The sequence below is a fragment of the Nocardia sp. NPDC052001 genome, from assembly GCF_040680615.1.
Classification (GTDB): domain Bacteria; phylum Actinomycetota; class Actinomycetes; order Mycobacteriales; family Mycobacteriaceae; genus Nocardia.
Genome location: NZ_JBFAXC010000007.1, coordinates 458,790 through 483,117 on the forward strand (window position 1 = coordinate 458,790; position 24,328 = coordinate 483,117).

17 protein-coding genes and 1 rRNA gene are annotated in these 24,328 nt (G+C 61.3%); 5 read left to right on the forward strand and 13 right to left on the reverse strand.

From position 1 onward, the window contains the following. Nucleotides 1-355 precede the first annotated feature (355 nt). The 7 genes from AB0L82_RS31145 to AB0L82_RS31175 all read right to left on the reverse strand — a co-directional run bounded on the left by AB0L82_RS31145 (nucleotide 356) and on the right by AB0L82_RS31175 (nucleotide 10,109). Nucleotides 356-1,198: a hypothetical protein gene (locus AB0L82_RS31145; protein ID WP_364644112.1), complete on the reverse strand. Its 843-nt coding sequence runs from the start codon at nucleotides 1,196-1,198 to the stop codon at nucleotides 356-358. After that, nucleotides 1,185-2,732: an AAA family ATPase gene (locus tag AB0L82_RS31150; protein WP_364644115.1), complete on the reverse strand. Its 1,548-nt coding sequence runs from the start codon at nucleotides 2,730-2,732 to the stop codon at nucleotides 1,185-1,187. Before AB0L82_RS31150 ends, AB0L82_RS31145 begins: the two co-directional genes overlap by 14 nt. Nucleotides 2,733-2,906: 174 nt before the next feature. Further along, entirely contained in the window at nucleotides 2,907-5,990 is a 3,084-nt protein-coding gene (locus AB0L82_RS31155; protein ID WP_364644118.1) for an HsdR family type I site-specific deoxyribonuclease, read from the reverse strand. Nucleotides 5,991-5,993: 3 nt separating this feature from the next. Beyond that, nucleotides 5,994-7,184 (reverse strand): hypothetical protein, encoded by a 1,191-nt coding sequence (locus AB0L82_RS31160; protein ID WP_364644121.1) that lies wholly within the window; start codon nucleotides 7,182-7,184, stop codon nucleotides 5,994-5,996. After that, a complete protein-coding gene (locus AB0L82_RS31165; RefSeq protein ID WP_364644124.1) occupies nucleotides 7,177-8,754 on the reverse strand; it encodes an N-6 DNA methylase in 1,578 nt (525 codons plus the stop codon). The genes AB0L82_RS31160 and AB0L82_RS31165 overlap by 8 nt, the downstream gene beginning before the upstream one ends. Nucleotides 8,755-9,006: 252 nt before the next feature. Beyond that, nucleotides 9,007-9,213: a DUF397 domain-containing protein gene (locus AB0L82_RS31170; protein ID WP_364644127.1), complete on the reverse strand. Its 207-nt coding sequence runs from the start codon at nucleotides 9,211-9,213 to the stop codon at nucleotides 9,007-9,009. Next, on the reverse strand, nucleotides 9,210-10,109 hold the full coding sequence (locus AB0L82_RS31175; protein ID WP_364644130.1) for a helix-turn-helix transcriptional regulator: 900 nt from the start codon (nucleotides 10,107-10,109) through the stop codon (nucleotides 9,210-9,212). The genes AB0L82_RS31170 and AB0L82_RS31175 overlap by 4 nt, the downstream gene beginning before the upstream one ends. 389 nt (nucleotides 10,110-10,498) lie before the next feature. Here AB0L82_RS31175 and AB0L82_RS31180 point away from each other — a divergent pair, with 389 nt between their 5' ends. After that, complete coding sequence (locus AB0L82_RS31180) at nucleotides 10,499-10,951, forward strand: hypothetical protein (protein WP_364644133.1); 453 nt, start codon at nucleotides 10,499-10,501, stop codon at nucleotides 10,949-10,951. A gap of 117 nt (nucleotides 10,952-11,068) precedes the next feature. Here the strand turns inward: AB0L82_RS31180 and AB0L82_RS31185 are convergent, their stop codons facing one another. Further along, complete coding sequence (locus tag AB0L82_RS31185) at nucleotides 11,069-13,003, reverse strand: UvrD-helicase domain-containing protein (protein ID WP_364644136.1); 1,935 nt, start codon at nucleotides 13,001-13,003, stop codon at nucleotides 11,069-11,071. Nucleotides 13,004-13,227: 224 nt separating this feature from the next. On the opposite strand from AB0L82_RS31185, the gene AB0L82_RS31190 reads away from it, so the two are divergent. After that, nucleotides 13,228-16,677 (forward strand): phosphotransferase, encoded by a 3,450-nt coding sequence (locus AB0L82_RS31190; protein ID WP_364644139.1) that lies wholly within the window; start codon nucleotides 13,228-13,230, stop codon nucleotides 16,675-16,677. 12 nt (nucleotides 16,678-16,689) lie between these two features. Here the strand turns inward: AB0L82_RS31190 and AB0L82_RS31195 are convergent, their stop codons facing one another. Then, nucleotides 16,690-17,442, reverse strand: a complete 753-nt coding sequence (locus AB0L82_RS31195; RefSeq protein ID WP_364644142.1) for a hypothetical protein — start codon at nucleotides 17,440-17,442, stop codon at nucleotides 16,690-16,692. Continuing rightward, the gene (locus AB0L82_RS31200) at nucleotides 17,414-19,318 is read right to left on the reverse strand and encodes a hypothetical protein (RefSeq protein WP_364644145.1); all 1,905 of its coding nucleotides are present in this window, start codon (nucleotides 19,316-19,318) and stop codon (nucleotides 17,414-17,416) included. The genes AB0L82_RS31195 and AB0L82_RS31200 overlap by 29 nt, the downstream gene beginning before the upstream one ends. Before the next feature lie 433 nt (nucleotides 19,319-19,751). Here AB0L82_RS31200 and AB0L82_RS31205 point away from each other — a divergent pair, with 433 nt between their 5' ends. The 3 genes from AB0L82_RS31205 (at nucleotide 19,752) to AB0L82_RS31215 (ending at nucleotide 23,040) form a co-directional block, all read left to right on the forward strand. Beyond that, nucleotides 19,752-20,066 carry a hypothetical protein gene (locus tag AB0L82_RS31205; RefSeq protein WP_364644148.1) on the forward strand — a complete coding sequence of 105 codons (315 nt, stop codon included), beginning with the start codon at nucleotides 19,752-19,754 and terminating at the stop codon, nucleotides 20,064-20,066. Next, on the forward strand, nucleotides 20,066-22,468 hold the full coding sequence (locus AB0L82_RS31210; RefSeq protein ID WP_364644151.1) for a hypothetical protein: 2,403 nt from the start codon (nucleotides 20,066-20,068) through the stop codon (nucleotides 22,466-22,468). Before AB0L82_RS31205 ends, AB0L82_RS31210 begins: the two co-directional genes overlap by 1 nt. 134 nt (nucleotides 22,469-22,602) lie before the next feature. Continuing rightward, nucleotides 22,603-23,040, forward strand: a complete 438-nt coding sequence (locus AB0L82_RS31215; RefSeq protein WP_364644154.1) for a hypothetical protein — start codon at nucleotides 22,603-22,605, stop codon at nucleotides 23,038-23,040. A gap of 11 nt (nucleotides 23,041-23,051) precedes the next feature. On the opposite strand, the gene AB0L82_RS31220 is transcribed toward AB0L82_RS31215, so the two are convergent. The 3 genes from AB0L82_RS31220 to rrf all read right to left on the reverse strand — a co-directional run. Next, nucleotides 23,052-23,555 carry an LmeA family phospholipid-binding protein gene (locus AB0L82_RS31220; protein ID WP_364644157.1) on the reverse strand — a complete coding sequence of 168 codons (504 nt, stop codon included), beginning with the start codon at nucleotides 23,553-23,555 and terminating at the stop codon, nucleotides 23,052-23,054. Nucleotides 23,556-23,593: 38 nt separating this feature from the next. Beyond that, a complete protein-coding gene (locus tag AB0L82_RS31225; RefSeq protein WP_364644160.1) occupies nucleotides 23,594-24,154 on the reverse strand; it encodes a hypothetical protein in 561 nt (186 codons plus the stop codon). Between the two features lie 83 nt (nucleotides 24,155-24,237). Next, nucleotides 24,238-24,328: ribosomal RNA gene (gene rrf / locus AB0L82_RS31230) — 5S ribosomal RNA — on the reverse strand; the annotation flags it as partial.

Consider the following 24,328-nt stretch of genomic DNA (forward strand, 5'->3'; position numbering starts at 1 on the left):
GAGCGGCGAGGACCGAAGCCAACGTCCTGGGATCGCTGGATTATGAGCCAACGAGGACCCGTCCCGCACGGTCCCTCCGCGTTCGGCCGAATCCGTTCTGCGCTGGTCAGCGGGGTTTCAATCGTCCGCACTGTCCGTGGCATTTCACCCGTCTCGTTGGATCCTGCTGTGTCCGGTTGCCAAATCCGTTGCCAATTTCCGCGGATTCGGGGCGCAAAGCCCTAGGGCACTTCCCCCTGTAGGCGACCCAATTCCGTTGCAGCAGAAGGCGTGTCAATGCGATGACGACATGCCGCAGATGAGTGTTTGACCCGCTCCACCGAACAGCAAGCCTGCGATTGACCGCGTGCGGTAGTCATGTCAAGAACCCTTCTTGGCAGTACCATTCGCTATCCGCGAGAGCTTGATACACAACAGCGCGGCGGTCGTTGACGTCGGGACCTGCTGCATCACAGGCGAGTTCGTGCAGATACGCACGAACGGTCTCGTGATCCTCGCTGCGCCATTGTCGCGACAGGGTCCGGTTAGTAGTAGTGATCTGCTGGGCGGAGACGACGGAGTATTTGTCGGCCAGGTGTAGCGCCGCGAACTCGTTGTGGATGCGTTGCTGCAGAATTTCGGTGAGTTCCGCGGCGGGTTCGGCGGTGAATTGAAGCACAATCGGTGCTTGTTCGATGACGCGGGCTCTCAGCCAGCGTCCAAGTGCCGGCATCGCATATGGGTGTAGCAGCTGCTTCTCGGGTTGGTCGGAATGAGTCTCGCCGAGGGTGTGGTTACATGGCCCGCAACAGGGCACCAGGTTCCAGGGATCGATGGCGAGCGCGGGAACATGGACTTTGGGGATGACGTGATCGATCGTGTCCGCATACCCGTACTGGCAATAGCAGCACAAACCGTGGGGCGCAGCCAGGATGATCTTGTCGTAGTGAGCTCGCGCAGGTTTGGTGCGTGGGACGAACTGCCCAGTATAGAGAAAGCCCATCTCCGACGCCGATAGTTCGTCGACTACTGGGAACGAAGTGTTGTCGACAAGATGGGTTGCGTCGCCGCCGATGGCCTTGCGCAGTCGGTCACTGTTACCGGAGAGGTTGTCCCGTGCCGCCAGGACACGTTCAGCGAGTGATTTGTCGCCAATGCTCCCTGCGCATAGAGTCGCGGTCTCTGAGACGGTGAATGTCGGCGGGTTAACGCTCCACACGCGCTGCACCCGCCGTGTTGATCATGGCTCTCAGAATCGCGCGACCCTCGGCACCGACTTGTCGGCCGAATGAGGCTAGTGCGGTGTCGTAGTCACCGTAGTCTGCCGCCGCATCGGCAAGGATTCTGTGGAAGCCGGTCGCAGTAACCTCAAGGCCGAACACTTCGTCTGTCAGCGTGCCGACATTCTCAGCGAAAGTCTCCATCCGCAGCCGATCCACAGCCACCTCATTCCCGGACCGGTGTAGCCGCCATGCACACGAGCGCGTCACTTCTTGCAGTACAACTGGTGAATGGGTGGCGATCAGCGCGATCCCGTTGCGGTGAGTAAGCAAGTCGCTCAGAGCACGGATGAAGGCCGACAGTAGCGGCGGATGAAGGTGCGCTTCAGGTTCGTCGAGCAGAACCAAGCTCTTCTCTTCGACGGTCTCCACCAACCGTGTCACGGTCAGAAGCACGATCTTGTGGCCGGAGCTGAAACCGCGGAAGATCTCTGGCATCGCACGTAGGACTTCGACCTGGTCGGCGTGAACAGAGATGGAATCGATGCGTTCCGACAATCCGGCCTGGGCAAAGATCGGGTCGACTTCGAGCAGTTTCAAGGCACGGCTCCACCGTTCGCGCCGTGCCCCTTCGAGGCAGGCGCGTGCTGTGCGAGTCATTTCATGGGACAGCGCGCGATGGTCTTTACCTAATTCGTTCTTGGGTACCCCGATCTTCTTCAGGCCCACATAGTGGTAGTTCAGTCCCTTTGTCCGGTCATAGGGAACAGTGATCGGCTCGAACGAGTCGAACGCGCTGAACGACACTGATACCACATTCGACAATTGATCTCGGACGGTGGTCATCGCGTCGTCGTGGTCGGAGCCATGCACGAGGGCAGTGGCAAGGTTGTGCAGGTAGGTGCTTTTTCCGACGCCGTTGCGTCCGATGAGTACTTGAATATTGGTCGGAGGACGGGAATCGGGTACCACAGCGATGTCGAGGGTGATCGGTTCGACCGTGCCGGAATCATCCGAGCTTGCCTGCAGCGAGATCTGGTAGGGAGTAAGGCGTGCACCGCCTCGTGCAAGCCTCGCGAACTGGCCTCGCGCGATCGGCAGGGGCACGTCCCGCAACAGTGAAACACGGGTGACCTCTTCAGCTTCCGCACTTATCCCCAGCGCGGCGTTGAAGGCTATGTCCCTCAGTGCGGTGAGGACCTCTTCACGAAATTTGTCCCCGATGGCGGTCAACGCCTCGTAGAACAACGGGTCCTGTCCTAGGGAGAAATACTGGTCACCGAGGGTCTCAAACTCTTGAGGCAGATGCGGGTACCGATATCCGTCCCGCGGATCGTTGGCGCGGCCAGGCTGCAGCCCGAACTTTCCGATCTTGGTACCGCCGATCGAGATAGTCTTGCCAGCCTCGTTGATGTAATAGACGTTGTACAGCGTCTTGTACTGGACACCGTCATCCCAGTTCGAGCTGACTAGATACAAAGTGCCTGGCCGCCGAGCCATAGACCGGTTCGCCTGCTGTACAACGAATCTCATGGCCTCACCGCACTGGGCCGCCACGTGGCGATACCAATGACTCTACGGTTTCGTCTCGCACGTGTTGCCAGTTGACCTGAAGCAGTCGGGAGACGTCCGGCTCCGTGTACCACGCCCGACAGAACCGTTTTCCCCTTGGCTGATAACAATGAACCCTCCCGAGCCTTCGACCGTTTAGTCGACCAGGTAATGCGCTTCGATGTAGGCGACGGTGGAGTCGTATGGCTCCCCCACCGGCTTCAAGAGGTACCGGCGGAAGACGGCGGCGGTGGCGCGCCGGGCACCTCGGTTTCTAGCGTCGGCGTTGTCCCATGACCGGGCGAGGGTGGTGGTCACCACCCGGTCGATCTCCTCGGCCAGGTTCCTTTCCGTGACTGTGAGGCCCGCGGGCGCGTGTTCGTGGATGATCCGCGTCAGGATTCCCACGCGGTCGTCGTCCAGCACAATGGCTTCGTCGGGGTGCTTCTGGGCGTTCACGATGGCGCGGGCGATCCGAAGTGCTTCGGAAAGGAACTCCAGGGCGTCTTGGGAGTTCTGGATGATCCGGTCCCGCAGTAGTCTGATCCGCTCGGCGAGAGCGGTGTACTTCGCGGATCCTGGTTCAACGCCCGCATCGAGAGTGGCCTTTATGTGGCTCAGGATCTCTGCCGCGGATGGCGGCGGCTTATCCGCGCCATTGCCCTTGCTGGGCTTGCTGCGGATCAGGGCCAGCAGTTCCTTCAGGATGGCAATGCCCTGGGCGTCCAAGACGAGGGGTTCCTCTTGGGTGGTGACCACGGAGAAGGAGTGGACGTGGGCATTGATTATGTCCAGGACCATCGGCCCCAGCTCGCTCAGCCGTTCCTTTCGTTCCTCGTCGGAGGACTTCTTGAACAGGGTCGTGTACGCAGACCCGAAAAGCCCGAAGCCATTCTGGTATTTGACAACACGCTGGTCAGTGTTGATGTATGGGTATAGGCGGGCCAGGAGCCGATAGTTCTTGGTGAACACTTCAGCGGCAACTGGATTGGCGTCCAAGAAGCCGTTGATGGCTCGCACGGACTCATATCCATGAACCGTGAGGTCCAAGCCGTCCACGTCCGCGAGCAAGTCTTCGATGTAGGCGAAGGTGGTGCGGAACTCGGCGACCAGCTCGGACACCTTGCTGATGAACCCTCCGCTCTGGTCGGCTTTCGCCGCCGCAGTAGGGTCGGCGACGGCCCGCTGTACCTCTCCGGCCAGGCCGATGTAATCCACGACCACGCCAGCGGTCTTCACGAACCCGGTGGGGGACACCCAGGTACGGTTTGGGCGCGTGATCGTTTGAAACAAATTGTGGGCCTTCAGCGGCTTGTCCAGATACAGGACACCCTCGTTGGGGGCATCGAACCCAGCCATCAATTTTGCCGTCACAACGATGAAGCACAGCGGGTCGTCTGGGGTGAGGAAGTGTCGCTTCTGTTCCTCCTCCTCAGTCTCCGATAGCTTGAACGCCCGCATAGCGGGGTCTTCGTCCTTGCCGTCCGAGACGGAGATGTTCACCTCGGCAGAGATCCACTCGTGCTTGCCGAGTGCGGCGAGCACCTGCGACGCCTCGAAGCCGGCTAGCAGCTCATTTATCTTGCCTGTGTACGCCACGGCCATCTCACGGTTGTAGGCGACAACCTGACCTTTGAGTCCATTGCGGTAAGGACCGGCCAAATAGTGATCCACGATGTCCTGGCAGACCGCGTGGATACGGTCGGGGTTGGCGAACACCGACGTGAGCCGCCCGAACTTACGGGACAAAGCCTCTCGATCGGGGTCGTCGAGGTCGTATTCATCGGCGAACTGGTCGAACTCAGCTTGCAATTCCTTGTCGTTCATATCGAACGAAACTGGGTGCGGGTCCAGCATGACCGGGACGGTGGCCTCATCCAGTAGCGACCGGGACACCGAGTACCGGTGCAGCACCCTGCCGGGATCGGTCTCCTCGCCGAAGAGGGCGAAGGTGTCGGTAGTGAGATTCCTGACAGGAGTGCCGGTCATGCCAAAGAACTTCGCGTGCGGCAATGCTGCGCGCATCTGCCCTGCCAGGGACTTCGACCGCCCGGACTGGGTGCGGTGTGCTTCGTCGACCATCACGATAATGTTGCTGCGAGTCGACAGGTCCTTACCTGCATCAGCGAACTTGTGCACGGTCGTGGAGATGACACCACGGACGTCATCGGCCAGCAAGGAGCGCAACTCTTGGCTGGTGGCAGGCTGATGAAAATAGGCGTCCCCCATCGCCGAAGTGAACACCCCAGAGGTCTGCCGGACGAGCTGGGTTCGGTCTGACAGCAGGATGATGGTGGGCGACTCGGTACGGGTGTCGGCAAGCAGTAGTGAAGCGGCGAAGACCATTAACAGCGTCTTCCCGCTGCCTTGGTGGTGCCAGATCAGGCCCTTAGTCCCGCCCTTGACGACTCGATCGTGGATCAGGTGCGCGGCCTCCATCTGCGGGTAGCGGGGCAGGTACTTCATGTCGACCCCACCCCCGGACGTGTCGAACAAGGCGAAGTTCGCCAGGATGTCCAGGACAGTGGCTGGGTTCATCAGCAGCTCGACCGAGCGCCGCACATCGGCCTGCCCAGCTAGGTTCTCGTCGTCGGCGGTGGATCGAAACGGCTGCCACAGGTTCATCGGTGCACCGGTCGCGCCGAACCGCAGCTTCAGCCCGTCTGAGGCAACGGCGAAGACATTTGGGGTGAAGAACCACGGGTACTCGGTGGCGTACACGTTGTTGATCTCCCGAGCTGCGTCCGCCCACCCGGACTTCGCGGTCGGGGACTTCACCTCGACCACGACGAGAGGCAACCCGTTCACCCAGTACACGAGGTCGAACCGACGAGAAGTCTTGCCCGGCACAGTGATTGTCACCTCGTCGGACACGACCAGCGTGTTGGTCTTCGGGTCAGTCGGGTCGAAGGCGATGACCTTTAGCGCGTGCCACGCACCGTCGGCGTCCCGGAACTCCTTGAGCCCGCGCAGGATACGCAGCACCTGCTCATTGGCCCGCACTAGCCCGCCTTCGACGGCATTGACCGTAGCGGCAATCTCATCAACCACGGCGTCCACGTCGAACCCGCCAATCACGCCAGGGTTGAGCCGGACGATGGCATCCCGCAGCTGAGAGGTGATCACCGTCTGTGTCGTCTGACGTGGCAAGGCCCTGCCGGCTGTGAAGTTCCAGCCCATCGGGAGGGACCACTCGATCATCAGGTTCTGAAACTCACGCTCTCGAATACCCTTGGCCACTGCTTAGATCTCCAACTCCGCGGACTTAATGTCGAGGGTGTTGTCCAACAACCCCTCCAACAGCCCGGCCCGAACCTTTCGAAGGCAGGCCACCTCAGTACGGGTAGCCATGATTACCTCAACCACAGCATCGCATCGCCGGACGTAGTCACCCTGCTCCATAAGCGAAGGAAGAGGCACCCGAATAGAGCCGAACCCACGCTTGTTGATCTTGACCATCGACTTGCTCGTGCCACCAGCTGTCCCAGATATCCGAGTCCGCAGCTCGTGCGATGACAGAGCATGCTGGAGGTAGTTCACGGAAACACGGGATTCGTCGATGCGAAGGCGCCAGATCAGATCAGGCATGAACGTCCCCTGAGGCACACTTTTCGCGACAGCGACGAAGCCAACGCGCTCCGGGGTGTTTGCCCGCGTGATGAGCAGATCCCCGTCATTCACGATATGACTAGCCGAAAACGCGTCGGCGTCCGTCACTGCCTTGGCCTCGGAAGGTTTGAACCAACCACGCTGCACCGCGCTGAGTTTCAGGATGCGAAACTTGTCCTCCGACAAGGCTTCCCCCCCAGCCTGGACGCTCTTGCCGCTGTCTATCCCTAGGAGTACGTCACCTACAGGCTGCTGATCCGCCATCGGCAAATCTGAGCGCAGAGATTCCAAGATCCCCGCCAACGCCTCGGATTCCCTGTCGAGTGCAGCGATCTGGTCGTCGACCGCACCGATGACTTCTATTATCCGCTCCTGGACAGGGACCGGCGGTAGAGGAACGACCCACGCCTCGAAGTCAGCTTCCTTCCATCGAGCACGCCCCTCGGAGCCTGCCCGCACAGCACCGATCTGTCGCAACACTTCGGGCCGCTGGAAGTTGAGGAGCAGGAAACGGGCGTCGACCTCTGCCCTCCTCACTTCGTAGAGGGGGAACTCGTTCGTCGCCAGAGTGCCATCAAGTTCGGCGGAGATGACATCGAATGCACCCTTCTGGGTGTCGATTCGGTTGAATGTGAAGTCTCCTTCCCGGACCCGATATAGAGACTTGGCCTTGACTGTCTCAGTCGTTACGACGCCTCTGTCATAGGCGCCCTTGCCATACCACCGCACACCCATTGTGCGGTATTCGGTCCCCGGCTCCAGGTGAATAATCTCCCGCCGCTGACGCGCGATCTTCCCTGCAGGAACGCGCGGCCATTCATTCATCGAAGCCCTCAATCCCGGCAGCAGCGAGCACGGAAAGCATGCGCTGTTCGGATTTCTGGCGATCCGCTCGGGCGATGTTGTAAGCGTCGATGAGGGTGCCGAGGTCTTCCTGCTCGGCGGCCGTCTGCTTGATGTACCGGCCGATGTTGAGGTCGTACTCGTTCGCCACGATCTCCGCGGTGGGAATGAATCGCGCTGAGGGGTCGCCGTCTCGGTCGAGGTGGTCTACCGCATCGCCGTTGGCATCGAAGCTTGAGCGGTAGGCGGTCATCACATCGGCAATGTCCTTGGCGGTCAGGATGTTTCGATTCTTGGCCTTGGCGAACCGCTTGGAGGCGTCAATGAACAGCACACCGTCCTTCCGCTGCGGCATCTTCGTTCCTGGCGCACGGAATATGAGGATCGCCGTAGGGATACTGGTGCTGTAGAAGAGGTTTCCTGGCAAGCCGATTACAGCTTCCAGAAGGTCATCGTCCAGGACACGCTGTCGAATGGCTGCTTCCTGACCCCCTCGGAACAAGACGCCGTGCGGCAGGACGACACCAGCGCGCCCCTTCTGCGGGTCCATCGACGCAATCATATGCTGCACGAACGCCCAGTCCGCCGACGACTGCGGGGCGACACCACCGATGGCGCGCGGATCCTTAGTCCAAGGCTTCCACTTCAGCGAGTAGGGCGGATTGGCGAGAATTACGTCGAACTGCGCGACGGACCCGTCCTGTTTCTTGAAGCGCGGTTCCTTCAGGGTGTCACCAACCTCGACCTGGAACTGGGTGAGATTGTGCATGAAGAGGTTCATGCGTGCCACACCCGCGGTGTCCAGGACTGACTCCTGCCCGTAGAGACTGAGTGTGTAGCCCCGTCCGCCGTGGGCTTTCAGCAGGGTCGCGGAGGCGATTAGCATGCCGCCCGACCCGCAGGTCGGGTCGTATACCGACTCGAACCCCTTGGGGTCCAGGAGCTCGACGATCAGTTCCACGACTTCGCGCGGGGTGAAGAACTGGCCGGCACGGGTGCCGGACCCGTCGGAGAATCGCTTCAGCAGGTACTCGTACGCTCCACCGAGCACATCGTGGGACATGTTGCCCTCGTGCATCTTCGGGGTGCGGTCCATCGCCTGCATCACGGCCGCCAACACCTCGCCTGGCAACACTTCCTCTGAGGTCCAAGTCATGGATCCGAACAAACGGGAAAACTTGTCAGGGTTGGCCGTCTCGATGGCTTGCAAGGAAGCGCGTACCCGCTGGCCGAGACCTGGCTGAGTGATGGTTGCGAGGATAGCCGACCACGAGGCGCGGACCTGTTGGACCGTGTCCGGGTGAAGATACGGGATCTCGAACGACTGATTGTCTCGGTACTCGATCTCGCGTGCTTCCTCGGCGGACAGGTCGTCCAGACCCTCGTTCTCGTCCAGGAACTCCTGGTGGCGGTGGTCCCATGTATCCGACAGGTACTTCCAAAACATCAGCGGGAAGACGACCGAGGAGTATTGCGCTTCGGGCATTGCTACGCGCAGCTCATCGGCGGCGTCCCACAACCGATTCTCGATCTCCTGCTGAGTCACTGCCATCAGTCGGGGTGTCCTTGCTTGTCAGAAGGGGTGACCAGGAGGCCCTGGCGGTAAGACGATTCATCGGCAACCGTCCCCGAGGAGGCTAACGGACGGCGCCGACAGGCGAGGTCTCTTGACCACCGGCGTCACAGAAGACGAAGTTCCTGGACTAACCAGGGCGGCTCGTAGTAAGTCTGCTGACTCACTTGGACGACTCTGAGACTGGTGCGACCCAATTGCGGTTTCTATCGACGCAGGAGACCGAGAGGCTCAAAGGCAGTCGAACCGGCCCGACTTCACCGCATCGTTGAACTGGTCCCAAGCCAGCCCGTCGAAGATCAGGATCGGACCGGTGGTCCCCAGCTTCGAATCCCGCACTCCGACCCGACTGTGACCCTGATAGACCTCTACGCAGTCGTTGGCCTTCGAAGATCGACTGGATTTGTACCACTGCCGAACGGGCGGTTGATCATTCACGCCTCGTACTCCTTCGCAACTTGCAAAACCATGTCTCGAGTGTCCACTTCGGACAACGCTACAGCTCGCAATGCCGAGATCGCTTGCTGATATTGGTCGACGACATCCGATTGCTCGTGATAGAGCGCGCCCACCGCACCTTCAAGATAGACAACGGTCGGTTCGACCAAACCGCTTTCCAGGCAAGGGAATTCGAGCATGTGGAACGACTGGATCGTCAGCCCCTGGTGCGGGCCGGTACTGAACGGGATGACCCGAACGCTGACGTTGTCGCGGTTGCCGACCTCTGCCAGCCAGTACAGCTGGGCCGACATCACCGCACGGGCCGCCGGTTGGTGCCGCAGTACGGCTTCGGAGAGAAAGACATTCATCGTGAACTCAGGTTCGGCCAACCTGACTTGGCGCCGTTCAGCAAGCTCGATTCGACGTTCGACATTTACGGCCGACAGGCCTGGGTCTTCCAACCGCGCGAGCGCGCGGCGGTAGTCGGATGTTTGCAGCAAGCCGGGCACCAAGACGAGTTGATGTGCGGTGACACGGTTGGCCGCTTGCTCCAGACGCAGGTAGTGCGGGAAGTGCGCAACGTATTGATCCGCGTACGACTGCCAGAAACCTCTCGAATTACCTTGTAAACGAGCCGTTTTCACCTGCTCTCGGATTCCCTGCCACAGCTTCAGGGCTTCGTTTCGCTGAGCTTCGGGAGTGTTGTACAGGTCCAGGAGCCGCTCAAGCTGAAGGGTTGTCACCTTCGTCGGCTGCCCGCCCTCCAACCGGATCAAAACCTGTGGGGATACCTCGATTTCCAGCCCAGCCGTCAGCCTGGTCAGATGCGCGTCCTCACGGATTCGTCGCAGAAAACCGCCGAATGCCCTGCTAGAGACCGTCACTCCAGCCATCTCGTTAGCCTCGCTATCCGGGGAGTTATCGTCGCGGACCCCCATCATATTTCGGCGGAAGTCCGCCGGGGATGTATTACGGAGGTCAATTCGGGTGTCTACTTAGGAGACTCAGCACCGGGCGACGACCTCGGTCAGGTCGCCCGTCTACGAACAGAGCGGATACCACGAGGGGACATCGAAATGCCTTGGGAATCTTTGGTTTTGCTCATCATGCTCACAACCGGACTGATCACCGTCGTCGGCGCGATGGTGGCGGAGCTGCGCGACTGCAGAAACGCAGAGCTGCGACAGGTTGCGTTTCGGCTCGAACTCTCCACTGGCAGCACGTATCCCGTCGCACGGCGCACACCTGGGCGGCATCGAGCCGGGGTAAGCGAGCGGCAGCGATGACCGGCGTCTACTCGCGGCTCGATCACCACCCTGTTTCGGCGTATCGAGTCGATTTGCGTTATCCGCACGGCCTGCGAGCGTTGCTGTACCCCCATCGCAACTGCGTTGCCGGACCGGGGCGCAACGCCAAGAGTTGCGCCCGCCTGCGGCAGCTGCTCGAGATCGCCGACCGCAACGAATGGCATTGGGCGAAACGGATGGTTGGCCCAGAACCGCGGAGCACGACAACATCGGAGAGATACGGCCCACGCCTGAAGGTCCTCGAAGCTCACACCGTCGCGGAGTCCGAGAGCCGGATGACGCAGACGGAGGCTATCGAAGCCAGGGCGCACCATCGCGATTGCGACCCACCGTGCGAGCGCGCCCGCGCCGCAGACGAGCGATTGGAGGATGACTTCGCCCAGAAACCCGCGACCATCCTTCGATTCCCGGATCGGGTCGACCTTTGAGCATCAGGAATCACCCTCGATCCGGTTCATCGACATGACCGCATCGCACAGCCGCGCGTTGTTCGGCCGACGACATCGATCATCGTGCGGTACCAACCTCGGACGCCTGCAGCTTGACTAGTCGTGGAGGTAAGCGACCCAGATGTAGTCCCGAGCCCTGGTCAGTGCGACCAGTGTTTGGCGGGCCAGGATCTCGGCCCGATCCCGCTCTCCGCCGGTCAGTTCACTCAGCGGCACGTCGATCGATTCAGTGATGTGGAAGACCGCCCCGAAGTCCATGCCCTTGCCGCGTCGGACAGATCCGACTTTGATCACGCCCGGTTGTGTACCGTCGTAGTCCGCGAGCGGAAGCACTGGAAAACCCGCTCGCTCCAATGCCTTCTGATAGTTGCGAGCCTCCTGCGGTGTATGGGTAATCACCGCGATCTCCGAGTTCGAGAAGCCTGATTCGGTGATCGCCGCGATCAGCTCAGTCTCAATTGCGTTGCGGTGCACTGATTTTTCGACCGCACGCCCACCACTCAACACCGCTTCACTGTCGCGCAGCACGAAGCCGGGTCCGCCGTCGAGGTCGTCGACAGTGTTGGCGGCCTCGATGCGCTGGGCGTAGTTCAGCACCGTTTCCCGGTTGCGGTAGTTGGTTCGCAGGACTCGGCCGCGGCCGACGATGGGGATGCCTGCGTCCGAGAGTGTCCAGCCACCGGCGTAGACCTGCTGCTGGCCGTCGCCGACCAACAGCAATTGGGCGTTCGATTCGCCACCTGCGATTTGGTGCACCAGCTGGAGCTCGAGCAGAGTGCAGTCCTGCACTTCGTCTACGACGACCATCGCGTAGTTTTCGAAGTCGTCGAGCGGGCGGGCTCGCAGTTCGTCGACTGCTTTGCGGATGAGATCGTTGAAATCATCGACGCCGCGGTGTTCGAGCCGCGCCCGGTAGGGCTCGAAAAGCAGGTTCCATACGGCCTCGCGCTGAGCATTGAAGAGTGGAACACCCTCGCGCCCAGTGCGTTTGATGCTGCGATAGCCACGGCGACCGTTCTCGTCCTTAAACGTGGTGATGCCGCGCCCCTTGATCACGCGGTGCAGTTCGTCCTGCCAGTACTGGTGGTCTGTGCCGTCGACGCGGCCGAGAACATCGCGGGCCTTGACCCACGCTCGCGCGAAGGCGTCCTCGCTTGCCTCTTTGACGAGGTGGAAGGGCACACCGCGGTGGGCGAGGAATCGGGCCGTCCAGGCGTGCAGCCCGATGAACTCGGTTCGTTCGGCCGCGTGTGGCGCCAGGCGGGCGAATCCGGATTGGTGATATGCGGGAAGGGTTTTGACGAAACTGGTGAACAGCATCCTGCCCGGATGCTGTTTGGCGAGCTGTGCCATGCGGTGCAGGGCTACCACGGTCTTCCCGGTACCCGCTGGACCGCTGAAACGCGCGGGGCCGTTGAAGTTCACGGTGACCAGACTGAGTTGCTCTGGGTCGAGGAACGTCATCCAGTCCTGGAACGGGCGACCGAGAGCCTTGTCGCGCTCACCTTCCTGGAGATCGGCGGCAGCGAAAAGTTCCTCGACCACAGGCGCTTCGGCCGTGGGTGCGTCATCGCTGGAAAACCACTCGAAGCGCGTAAGGCGGGCATCGGCCGCTGCGGCGAGTTCGCTGGCGCGCTGTCGTGAAAACCGCCCATCACCGTTGACGAGGGTGTCGCGGAAGGTCGATTCGTCGACCGCGAGGAATGAATCGTGCGCCTCGACCTTCACGGCATTGGCCATCAGGAGCATCACGTCGAGCATGTGTGGCACGAACTGACCGCGGTCGAGAACCAAGCCTCTGAGGGACTTCTCGGCGCTCTCACGGATGCCGCGGACTTGAGCCCGATCGGGAACGCTGTCGGTGAATACGAGCGCGTAGACCCCGGTTCTGCCGATCGCGAATGCGGCCGGGCGCGCAGGTGGGCCGACTGTTTCGACCAGTAGGTGCCACCCGTTCTCCATCAGTGGCACCGAAAGGAATCTGCGCTGCTGTGGCGTCAGCCGCGGCAGTCGATCGAGCTGCTGTTCCACCCAGCGACGTCTGCGTTCCCGAGCTATGTCCGACATCGAATACCCCCATCGAAGATCCGGCAATACGTCAACAGTACTGGACACTCGACTAAGGAATCTGCGAATTATGTTCTACGCCAATTGATTTGATGGCTGAAAGGTTGCCTATTCACGTCAGCCGAAAGCTCGTGTCTCCGACCTGATCATGGGAGAATCGGCAGTGCCGATCGCGAGGGGGAATCTCGATGGTGTTGACCGCACGCTACCAACCAGGGGCAATCCGGCGTCCGTTCGTGAACCGGGATGCGGTGTTCCTGCGTTTCGATGAGTTGCTCGCTGAATCGGCGCATACACCAAAGGTGCTGCTGCTCACAGGGATTGGCGGGATCGGGAAGTCGCGGTTGCTGGCCGAGTTGAAGGCTCGAGCCGGTAAGAAGCATGCGGCCGCCACCGTCGATTTTCAGGTGCCCAGTCAGCGGCAGTCGATTGAGGCTCTGGCGGTGTTGCGGTCCCAGTTCGGGTCGCGGAAGGTCAAGTTCCATCGGTTCGATATCGCGTACACCGTGTTATGGCAGCGGTTACACCCACATCTTCGAGTCAGCTTCGAATCGCTGGCGTTCGCGGAGAACAGTGAGGTGCTCACCGAGATTCTCAATGACGCGACCGGGATACCGGTCTTCGGCACCGCAGCTCGGCTGATCGAGTTGAGTGCGCGGAAAATGAAGCGCACCTTCCGCATTCGGCATGATCAGGTACTTCAGGAGCTCGATCAGTTGACGCTGTCGCAGCTGGAAGGTGCGGTGTCGTATCTGTTCGCCGCAGATCTCGCGGCCGGTACGGAAGGCGAACCGTACGTGGCGTTCCTCGACGCATATGAAGCATTGGTCGGGGGTGTCGAACGTGTTGGGCGAGCCGCGGATTCGGATGCTTGGCTGCGGGATCTCGTCGCACAGCTGGACAAGGGGTTGGTGGTCATCGCCAGCAGGGAACCGCTGGGCTGGGAACGCCACGATCCGGAATGGCAGGGACGGATCGAGAAGATACGGCTCGATGACCTGGTTCTGGCCGACCGGCATCGTCTACTCGATGCTTCCGGTGTCAGTGACCCCGCCGAGCGCATGGCCATCGCAATGGCGAGTGCCGGGGTACCGTTCTATCTTCATCTCGCCATTGACGCGCGGCTTCGCGGTGGTGTGATGGCGCCACACGAACTCGTCTCTCCCGGAACGATTCTCGAACGATTCCTGCTACACGTACGCCCCGAGGAAGTGCGGACCCTGGAGTTGCTCGGCCTGCCGCGGATCTTCGACAGGGAGATATTCACCGCCATCGCGACCGCCTTCGGACTCCCGGCTCACGTGACAGCGTGGACGTCATTGATCGGATACTCGTTCGTCTATGCGGCCGATGAGGAAAGCACTACCGGGCGATTCCAGCTACACCAGCTCATGGTGACCGCGTTGCGGCACCGGCTGGATATCGAAGTGACGGCTACGCTTCATGATGTGCTGCACCACCTGTGGCGTTCACGTGCGGAAGCCGCGTCCGGTCGCGTGACCGCATTGCGCGAGGCCGGCTACCACGGCCTGCGTGCCGGGACGTTGACTGCGGTCACGCTGCTCGATTATGTGGATCGAATCGCGGCGGCCGGTGGGAAACAAGGGATCGACGCGGTGCTCACGGACCTGAATCAGTACCTGCTGGAGGACGGCTCCACCCGGCCCGACCTTCCCGAATTACGCGAGCTGACACTGTGTTTGGAGACCGAGGGCGCACTGCTGCTCGGCGATGCCAAACATGCTGATCACCTCACAAGCGCGATCGATGTAGACCGAACCGGACCCGTCGCCGAACGGCTTACGTTGGCCGCGGCCAACGCTCGCCGAATCATCGGCCGCACGGATGAGGCGCTCACGATGTATCAGGCGCTGTGGTCTCATGGATCGGGCCGCGTTCGACTGAATGCCGGACTCTGGGCCGCCGACCTGCACATGTGCCAGGGGCGATTCGCGCAGGCACTCGAATTATGTGACCGCCTGGTCGAACTCGCGGAATCCGATGATCACGAATTCCTCGGCGATACCGCACGGCTTCGGTACCTCACCTACCGGATGTCGTTCGATACCGACGCTGCGGCGCGATATCTGAACGAGGCCGACGGCCATTACCGTTCAGCGGGAAGCATTGTCGGACAAGCCAATATCGCCACAAATCGCGCCGAACTGTTGGCGCTCGTCGAGCCGAGCCAGGCGATTGCGGCAGCCGCCGCGGCCATCGCGATCCAGCGCGAACTCGGTGCGCTGCACGAACTCGGGAAGGCGCACACCGCCCTCGGTATCGCCCAACTGGCTCTCGGAGATCTCGATGCGGCCGAACGAGCCTTCGCCGACGCCTGCGAGACACTGGAACGCGCGGGCTACCGCTCCGGTCGAGCCAGGGCCGAATTGTTCCGAGCCGGAGTGCACGCCCAGTGCGGGCGTGGAGAAGACGCTGCCGCCGGAGCACGTTGGGCGGTCGCGGAATTGGAGGCGGTCAACGTCTATCCCGCGCTCGTGCTGGTCGCACGAGCGGTGCTGGCGTTGCTCGGCTGGCCCGACCCGGCAGTCTCACTGGCGGCCGCGCGGGCGCACCTCCGCATTCAGCCTCCTGCCCCCGACAGCGATCTGGACCTCGGTGCCCAACGACTGAGCGCCCGGATACTAGGGCTCGATCCAGATGCTTACTACCGCGAGGCCGTCAGCCGAACCGATTCCGCCGCAGGGTATTACAACCACAACGTGCGGGTCGTGACAGCCGCAGGCCCGGTGAATGTCCGAATTCCGGTAGCTGGCGCGGACATTATGGATCTGCGGATCTGGCCGGAAGTAGAGGTATTGCGGGCAATCGAGCCCTTCGTACCCGCAGCCCCTCGACTGCGGTGGCAGTCCGCTCACCCCACCTACCAGATCCAAGACTTCATCACCGGCGATCTCCTCGATGACATCGCGCCGCGCGGGCACGCGGTCCCCGATTGCGTACCGCGGGACGTTTCCCAGCTCTTCGCGGATCTGCGCAGGATTCCCACCGAACTGCTGCCCACACCGCCCAACGCGATGACAGAAGATCCGGCAGCGTTCGCCCACCGGTTGTCGGACATCACCATACGCGTCTACCAGGAGAATCAGCATCGATTCGGAACGCTGTACCGCAACCTGGGCGTACCCGAGAACCCGCTTGCCACAGTGCTTTCCGGCTGGAGCACCCTCAAATCCCGCCCGTTCCGTCTCGTACACGCGGACGTACACCGGAAGAATATGATCATCCAAAATGGTACCGCCGTCGTATTTCTGGATTGGGAACTGGCGTTGTTCGGCGATCCGCTATACGACGTGGCGAGCCACCTGCACAAGATGGGCTACCAGCCGGACGAGCGATCTGCCTTCCTCGCTCAGTGGGTCGCTGCCGAACCAGAAGCCGTGACCGGGCGATGGGAGGCCGACCTGCGAACCTATCTCGACCATGAACGGATCAAATCCGTCATCGTCGACTCGGTGCGGTACGCCAAAGTGCTCGCAGAAAGAAGCAGGACTGCCGATCAGGAGCGGGCACTTGTGGACAACCTTGTCGCCAAAATCAATGCTGCTCATGAGATTTGGGGCAGCGGCGCGCGGTTCGATGCGGGGTTTGTCGACTCGAAGCTGCGAGCGGCTCGCTAGGTCTGCGGCCTCCTACCTTCGCGAACGAAGCTGCCAGGAGGTCTGCGGAGCATCCAGGATGATGAAGCCGTTGTCGTCGACTTGATTTCGGTTGCGGCTGTAGCTCGGGATTGGATTCCATGCGCCGCCCGCAGATGCGGTGGCCGCTTGCAGTTCTGCGAGAAAGGCATTCAGCCTGGAACCGTTGCGTTGCGCCAGGGCGGTGTTGTCGAGGGGTTGGTTTCCGGGCCGCCCGATGGGCGGATTCCACGGGAAGAAGATGTCGGTCGTGACCGCTAGTTCGAAGGTGAGAGCTTCTTCGCCGGGCAGTGCGTCCATACCGCCCAGGACAACCGACGGCTGGTGGAACGATTCCGGGAGCGTGGCCGCCGAACCGATGGATCTCATATCCGAAACCCAGGACTCCGCGATTTGTCCTTCGCGGTCATAGAATTCGAGTCGGCTTGCGGGCACGGCTCCGAAGGATGCGTCCAAGTATTTGACGAAAACACCTCGGGATCGGGATTCTTCCGGCTCCACATTCGGCGCCAACTCGGGGTGATCGGTAAGGAAGTCCAGGATGTAGCCGTCGCGGTCGAAGACGAATCGGCCTTCCATCAGGGATAGTTCCCGCACTCGCAGGATGCCCGTGCGCTCCCCCGCGTCGAGCACGGCTTGCTGCCAGCGCAACAGGAGGTCGTTGACCGCGGGTACGTCAACATGCCAGACGAATATCTCGTCTTCGCAGCTGTTCCAGTTATTTACATGGGCTTCCGAAGACGGCACCGAATTCCTCCTTCCGCCATTGGAAAGTATCACGTGAGTTCTTGATGACCAGGACGTCAATGCGCGGAACACCATCGGGGCCGCATAGCTGAAGGTTCTGGGCATGGCGTAGGGCGTTTTCGATCCATGCCTTGTCCGAGTTGCTGAATCGGGCGGAGGCTGGGTCGACGAGGATTTCGACGATCTTCTGGTAGCCGGGTGGGGCGTTTTGCCAGATGCCGGTTTGGTCGTTTCGTGCGTTCGCGCCGTTGAGTTGGTCGATCGCGGAGTTGATGTTAGCCGGGACTCTGGGGCCGGTGACGAGCTTCAGTTGGTAGGCGGCCTTGTTTACCGTGTCCAGGATGTCCGCACCGAACTTCTCCTGGCGGCCGGTCGCGGGATCTATCGCTTCGACGTAGCCGTCGAGAACGATTCGGGCGGTGGGGTTTTCATTGAGGAGGCGGACGGCACGCTGGATTTCGTTCAACCGGCCGTCGTTGTTTGCCTTCGCGGCCTCGGAGATTTGTTTGGCGAGGTCTTGCGGGTTCTGCAGACGGCCGGAGTCGATGAGTGACTTCAGTTCTGGGAGCAGCCGTTCGGTGGCTGCGGTGTCGACTGCTTCGATCGCGGATTCCAGCACGGCGGTGTCGGTGGGCGCGTGGTTTGTCATCTGGAGGAAGGAGCGCCAGATGTCGGGCATTTGGGTCGAGTCACCGACCAGGAGGCGCTTCGGGTCGCCGTTCTTGTCCAGGATGCGCTGGCGGGCGTCGCGGTAGGCGCCGTCGTCGGAGCCGTCTCGTGCGGTGGAGAAGATCGCGGCCGAGTACTGGATTCGGATCGTATTCGTTTGCCCGGGTGCGGGTTTCGGTGTCGGATTGGCGAACGTCATCGGCGGGGTGGTGGCCGAGGCTCCCGGGGCTATGACTCCCAGAGAGATCTCCTGAGTCGCCATTCCCGGTGTCGCTGACGCGACTACCGTGGCGTCGCCAGCGGTATTACCGGTATTGGTCACCGTCACCGTCCAGCTACAGGTTAGGGTCCAGCAGTCGGGAGTATTGCCTTTCACGCTGAAGTCGATGGACGGCGCGGGTTCGTTCTGATTGGGAATGACGCTCGGTGCTTGCGGACTGGTGGAGGCCGCGGGCGGTAGGACCTTGTCGACTTTGTCCTTGGTGGGACCCGCCTCCGCCGGGGCGGGTGTGATCGAGATGTGCGGCACGTCGGCGTCGTTGTCGATTGGAATGATATGTGGGGCTGTGGTTTTCGGGCCGGAGCCGAGGTCGGTCTGCACACCTGCGGGGCGAACACCCCAGCCCGGTCGCACCGGTCCGGTCAGCCAGAGCAGCGAACTATCCGCGACGGAGATCGCGGCCGTCCACTCGCCCGACACCAGCGTTCGGACTCGCTTGCCACCGATCACTTCGACCGCGCCGTCGGCGCTGGCTGCGTTCGAGAGCGAACGCACGAACGCGGCGAGCGCGGTCGGATTGAGTGTGCTGGGGATGTCGACGGGGAATTCAGCGCCTCGGTCGGGTTGCACCCACTGATCGCGTAGTTTTCCGGTCTTCTTGGGGGCTCGGCGGGCCCAGAAATCACTGTCACCGCGCACGGCGGTTCGATCCGCGGTGGCCACGAGGTCCGCTCGGCCGCCGATCGGATCGGTGATAACACCTGCGGTATCGCGGTCCCGGGTGACGACGACGTCACCGGCGACCTGGCGGCCGTCGGTATCGGAGTAGACCACTCGCATGCTCAATGCGGGCGATTTGGCGAGCAGGTCGGCTGCTGCGGAGAGGCTTCCGGTGGACGAGTCGGACAGCGTCTTGATCGCCAGCCGGATGGACCCGTACGTGGTGAGGCTCGCGAGCACGAGCAACAGACAGATCGCGACCGCCATCGGACGAGCATGTGGCGGCGACGTGGCTTCCGGATTTTCCGAGTCGTATGCCAGTTGCATCGATTCACCCCCGTGAACACAAACCCCCCTGCGGGACAAGAAATCTCGTCTCGCATGAACCGTAATCATTTCCAACGTCGGCGCGGAGATCAACCCCGATCGCATCAATGTGACACGGGCGACACGGCCGGCCCCGCGCGTTGGTCGTTCCTCGACCGGGCAGATGCCAGGTCAAGGCACGTTCGGCTTCCAATTCAAAGGAGTGCCAATCCAATTGGAATTCCGCCGACTTCGGGATGGTCAGCGCTCGGAATACAACACTGATTCCTACATTTCAATCGACGCCACATACCCAAACCCGCCCAGCACATACATTCAAACCGGTCGGTAGTATGCGATCGTCTAAATTCGCACAGCCGGGACGGTGGGGGCTATGACTTTGTTCAAATCGGACATCGATCAACTGAATACTCTGGCCGTGACGTTGGAGAATGCCGGGAATGCCATCGACGCTGTCGATATCCGGAGTGCTCTTTCCGCGGTGCATGCGGCGCTCGTCGCGTGCGACATCGTGCAGGTGTGCGATCAGAGCGGGGAGTTCATCGAAGGGGCCTACCTGCGGGTGGCTGAGCGGGAGCGGCAGGTCGCGGCGAGGGTTCGCGAGTGTGCGGCTGCCTACGCGATGACCGATGAGAACTTCAAGAAGGAGCTCGATAAGTTGGACTTCCACTCGTCCGGGGGTCGCTGATGCCCAATTCGAAAGGGGCGCCGACTCCGCGCGAGGTGGAGAAGTGGAACTTCTTCGCGCTCAATGATTGGGCGGCGGTCGTGCGGGCGGGCAATACGACATTCAAAACCCAGATTGATAAGGCGCGCAATCACTTCGGTGATGTCGGGCAGGGGTGGTCGGGTGTGACTCATGATGCCGCTTATGAGCGGGTCGATGAGGACTACACGCAGGCGCGGAAGGTCTTCTACGACATTGACGATGTGCCGGGGATGCTGGAGCAGGCCGGGAGCAGTCTGTCGTCGTTCAAGCAGGTGGTGCTGGACAAGATCGCCGACGCGGCCGCGATCGGGCTGTGGGTCGACGACGCGTGGCAGATCCCGGACAAAGAAGGCGTCGAGCGGCAGACCATCGATGATCATCAAGCCGCTGTCCGCGGCGCGCTCGCGGAACTGATGAACGAAATCGCAACGCACAAGCAGAAATTGACCGCCAACGCCGAACTCATTCGGGCCGCGGGTGACTTGTTCGGCTCCTCCATCAATGTCGACGAAGCCGCTGCGCAGGGTGGGCGACTAGGCGGTCAAGACGGCCGGGCGATTGCTCTCGCCGCGCAGAATCATGACACCGGCGCGTTCGCCGGCATCGTCGACAATATGCCCGGCTATGTCCTCAACGACCAGGAGCGGCGAGCCCTCGCGAATGGCGAGGAAGTGTCGACCGTGCCCGCGGCCGTGCAGGACTACTACCGCGAGTTCTATCGTGCGGCCGGTAAGGACGGCGTGCTGGCGCTGGACGACTATCTGTCCGGCCAGGAGAAGGGCGGCAATACTGTCGCCGCAGCGCAGCGGGACAACCTCGCCAATGGCATCATGCTCGTCGGCAATGACAAGGTCGTCAGTCGCGGACCCGACGGGAAGATCCTCGCCCAGGGCGGATACGCCAACCTGCCCGCCGACATCCGCGAACTGGTGTCCGGCCGCGTCGAGGACAGGGTCGCCGCCTACGGCTCCCCCGCGCAGGTGCGCGACCGATTCGCCCAACAGGCCCGGTTCGCAGAGTTGCTCGGACAGGCCAACCCCGGTTACACGCCGGGCAAGGAGTTCGGAATCGAACTCGGCCGCCAGGGCGCGAGCATTGCGAACTATCTCAATCAGGTCGACAGGAACATGAACGGCAACCTGCCTTCCGCGTTCCTGGACAGCGACCGGGCGCTGATGGATCGCGCCGCGCAGCAGTACCTGACCGCCGCGGACCGCAACCACGAATCCGCCTACGCACTGCTGACCGGCGATGGAGTCACCACCGACCTGTCACACGGGGCCCTCGGCGACACCTTCAAACCGGACGCCTACAAGCCGAAGGAATTCGCAGACGCCGTCTTCCGCCACGACTGGCCGGATCAAGGCAAAGCCGCAGCAGGACTGTTCGATTGGGCGGGTGAGCACAGCCACGACCAAGGCATGACCGGTGACCATGCTCGACAGGTACTCGCGACCCTTCCGAATTACTTTGCCCCGCATGATCACAACGGGACACTGCTGATGGACGACGGCCGACCGATCACCGATGACGTGAAGGACGGTGTCACCACCTTCAGCGAGATCTCCAAGTCGTTCGCCAACAATCCGGAGTTGGCAACAGGTCTGGCAAAAGCGTTGGCCCCCAACGTCGACCTGTTCAACCTGCCGGGCGCGGTAACCGACGGGCACGGCGGTGTCACTCCCGTCACGACCGGCGTCAACGGTGAGCAGCTTTCCTTCGGCTCCAATGACGGCAGGCGAATGCTGTTCCTGGCCAATCTTTCCGACGATGGCTCCCTGTATCTCGAAACAGCACGCCAACTCAATCAAGCCGAGGTGACCCAGGGAATCGTTCAAGGGCGAGATCCTGATCCACTCGAGACAGCGAAGTACTTGGCCAACGTTGATGCACATATGAACGTCGGAGCCCAGAACGCGAAAATCTATCTGGACTCGCTGAAAGCCGACGAACACAACCATCACGTCCAAGACCAGTACGAAGCCAAACAACAGGCGGGCGAGTTCGTCAAGGACCTCATCGGGCAGAGCACCGATATCGCTATCGATCGGGTCCCCGGTGGTGCGATTGTCCACGGAATCGTTGGCGACCTACGTGATTCAGGCCTCGACCAGGTGATCGAAGCATGGAATCCCGAGCCAGATCTCAAAGGTGTTCAGTACCCGGACCTGTACGACTCCCGATCAATCGCGGATCAGGGCTTCAAGAGCTACCTCGAAGACGCGAACCAACGCAACGGCCAATCGATAACCCGGGAAAACGAGCGGGCCTATATCGGAAACTACGGTGGCGCCTACAACGACACGGTGGGAAGCAGCTTGTTGACCAACACCGACCAGATAAAGTACTGGCTCACCGGCGGCGTCGGAGCACCCAAGTAGACCGAAAGGCAAGAATGAATCACACGACTCGCTCCGTGCTGGTTATCTTGGCGATTTGCGGTGCCGTAAGCGCTTGCGGCACAACGGAAACAACAAAATCCATACCGACCTCGACCACAGCACCGTATACCCGCATGAACCTCGCCAATCCGTGTGACTCGGTGCCTGGCGAGCTCTTTGCACAGCAGGGGCTGGCTCCTCAACCCAGCATTTGGTATCCGGACAATGACCCCACGATTCCGGATTCGTCGTCCAATGGGTGTGATGTCCAGGTACTCAACTCGAAAAGCAGCTTCACGCTGACGGTCACCAATCGAGATTTCGATAGGGTTCGCGGCGGGTATTCGGGCTTGGTGAAGACCGATCTATCTGTTCAAGGGAAGCCACTGGACGGCAAGCGTGCGGACGTGTATCAGATCCGCGACACCGTGTGCATGGTTCTCGTAGACCTTCCCGGGGGGACGTTCAAGATGGATGGATCCTTCACGATTGACCCGGTCAGCGACGGTTGTAAGCGTGCCGTCGAATTGGCTCGGGCGTTCGTGCCCTACATCAGCATCACGCAGCGGTAGGGACCTATCGCCTAGGACTTCTTGCCCTTCAGTTGGTCGATGTCTACGAGGACGTTCTTGCCGGTGCCGGTGACTATGACGGTGGTGCCGTCCATGTGGATTGAGGTGGGGACTACGCCGAAAGGGAGGAGGCCGGCTACGTCGAGGAGGACCATGGGGCGGAGGGCGTTGAAGCGGGCTGTGGCCTCTAGGCGGTCTACTGGGACTCGGTGGAGTTCGCGTTTTGTCAGGTCGCTGAGGGGGAGGCCGACGCCGTGCAGGTTGGCTTCTACGTCTACGAAGCCGAATTTTTCGGTGCCTACGTGGTTTGCCTTGATTACGAGTTCGTCGTATTTGCCTCGGGCGGCCTGGAGTAGGACCGGGAAGCCTTTGATGTCTACCGAGGGGTTGGAGCCGAGGTTGGCGGTGTTGCGCATGGATTCGGCTGCGGCGTTTTCGGCGTAGGCCGCGGCGCCGAAGTCGGCGGCTACTGCCAGGCCCGCGATGATGATCAGGGTGATGAGGAGGGTGCGCACCTCAACATCATGCCAAGGTTGTTGGTGCGCACCGGGGGTCATTTGGTGACTTGGTGGATGAAGCGGGTGAGGTCGTCGGGGGTGTAGCCGAGGAGGCGGGCTCGTTCTACGGACATCAGGAGGAGTTGGGCCAGAATCCTTGCGCCCCAGCCGTCTTTGCCGTCGGTGACCCATTCGTCTACCTTTTCGACGCCGATGTCGGTCAGGAGCAGGCCGTGATCCTTGTGGATCTGCGCGCAGGTGGTGGAGATGGCGTCGAGGAGATCTGTTCCCTGGCGGGTGCATTCGAGGCTGAAGCAGTGCGTCAAGGGTTCGGGGACGCAGCCTTCGGGTGGGGATGACCTGATCGCGGTGTAGGCGGGGTCGTCGGGAGTCGCACCCTCCGAATTGATGAGGCTGTCTATCAGAGTGAAGCGGTGGTAGCCGGGTGGGGGCTCCGGCGGCCGCGGGGATGCTTTGCGGCCGAAGGACTTTTCGACTTCGTCGGCTGCCACTTCTTTGGATTCGTGGGTGATGGTGATGGTTCGGTGGCCGTCTTCGCCGGTTACCGTCCATCGGCCGCTGTGCGGATCTTCTTCATATGAGAGGTAGAGAGACACGGCTGATATTCGGAGCCGCAAGGGAATTGGTGGTGAAACGAAAAAGACCCCCAGCCAGAGGCTGGGGGTCTTCTCGAATGATGTTCCGGCGGTGTCCTACTCTCCCACACCCTGTCGAGTGCAGTACCATCGGCGCAGGTGGCCTTAGCTTCCGGGTTCGGAATGGGACCGGGC

Excerpts from the sequence above, each read along its gene's own strand:
- AB0L82_RS31150 (WP_364644115.1), bottom strand. The coding sequence starts at position 2,732 with ATGAGATTCGTTGTACAGCAGGCGAACCGGTCTATGGCTCGGCGGCCA.
- AB0L82_RS31160 (WP_364644121.1), bottom strand. The coding sequence starts at position 7,184 with ATGAATGAATGGCCGCGCGTTCCTGCAGGGAAGATCGCGCGTCAGCGG.
- AB0L82_RS31165 (WP_364644124.1), bottom strand. The coding sequence starts at position 8,754 with ATGGCAGTGACTCAGCAGGAGATCGAGAATCGGTTGTGGGACGCCGCC.
- AB0L82_RS31175 (WP_364644130.1), bottom strand. The coding sequence starts at position 10,109 with ATGGCTGGAGTGACGGTCTCTAGCAGGGCATTCGGCGGTTTTCTGCGA.
- AB0L82_RS31180 (WP_364644133.1), top strand. The coding sequence starts at position 10,499 with ATGACCGGCGTCTACTCGCGGCTCGATCACCACCCTGTTTCGGCGTAT.
- AB0L82_RS31190 (WP_364644139.1), top strand. The coding sequence starts at position 13,228 with ATGGTGTTGACCGCACGCTACCAACCAGGGGCAATCCGGCGTCCGTTC.
- AB0L82_RS31200 (WP_364644145.1), bottom strand. The coding sequence starts at position 19,318 with ATGGCGGTCGCGATCTGTCTGTTGCTCGTGCTCGCGAGCCTCACCACG.
- AB0L82_RS31205 (WP_364644148.1), top strand. The coding sequence starts at position 19,752 with ATGACTTTGTTCAAATCGGACATCGATCAACTGAATACTCTGGCCGTG.
- AB0L82_RS31210 (WP_364644151.1), top strand. The coding sequence starts at position 20,066 with ATGCCCAATTCGAAAGGGGCGCCGACTCCGCGCGAGGTGGAGAAGTGG.
- AB0L82_RS31215 (WP_364644154.1), top strand. The coding sequence starts at position 22,603 with ATGAACCTCGCCAATCCGTGTGACTCGGTGCCTGGCGAGCTCTTTGCA.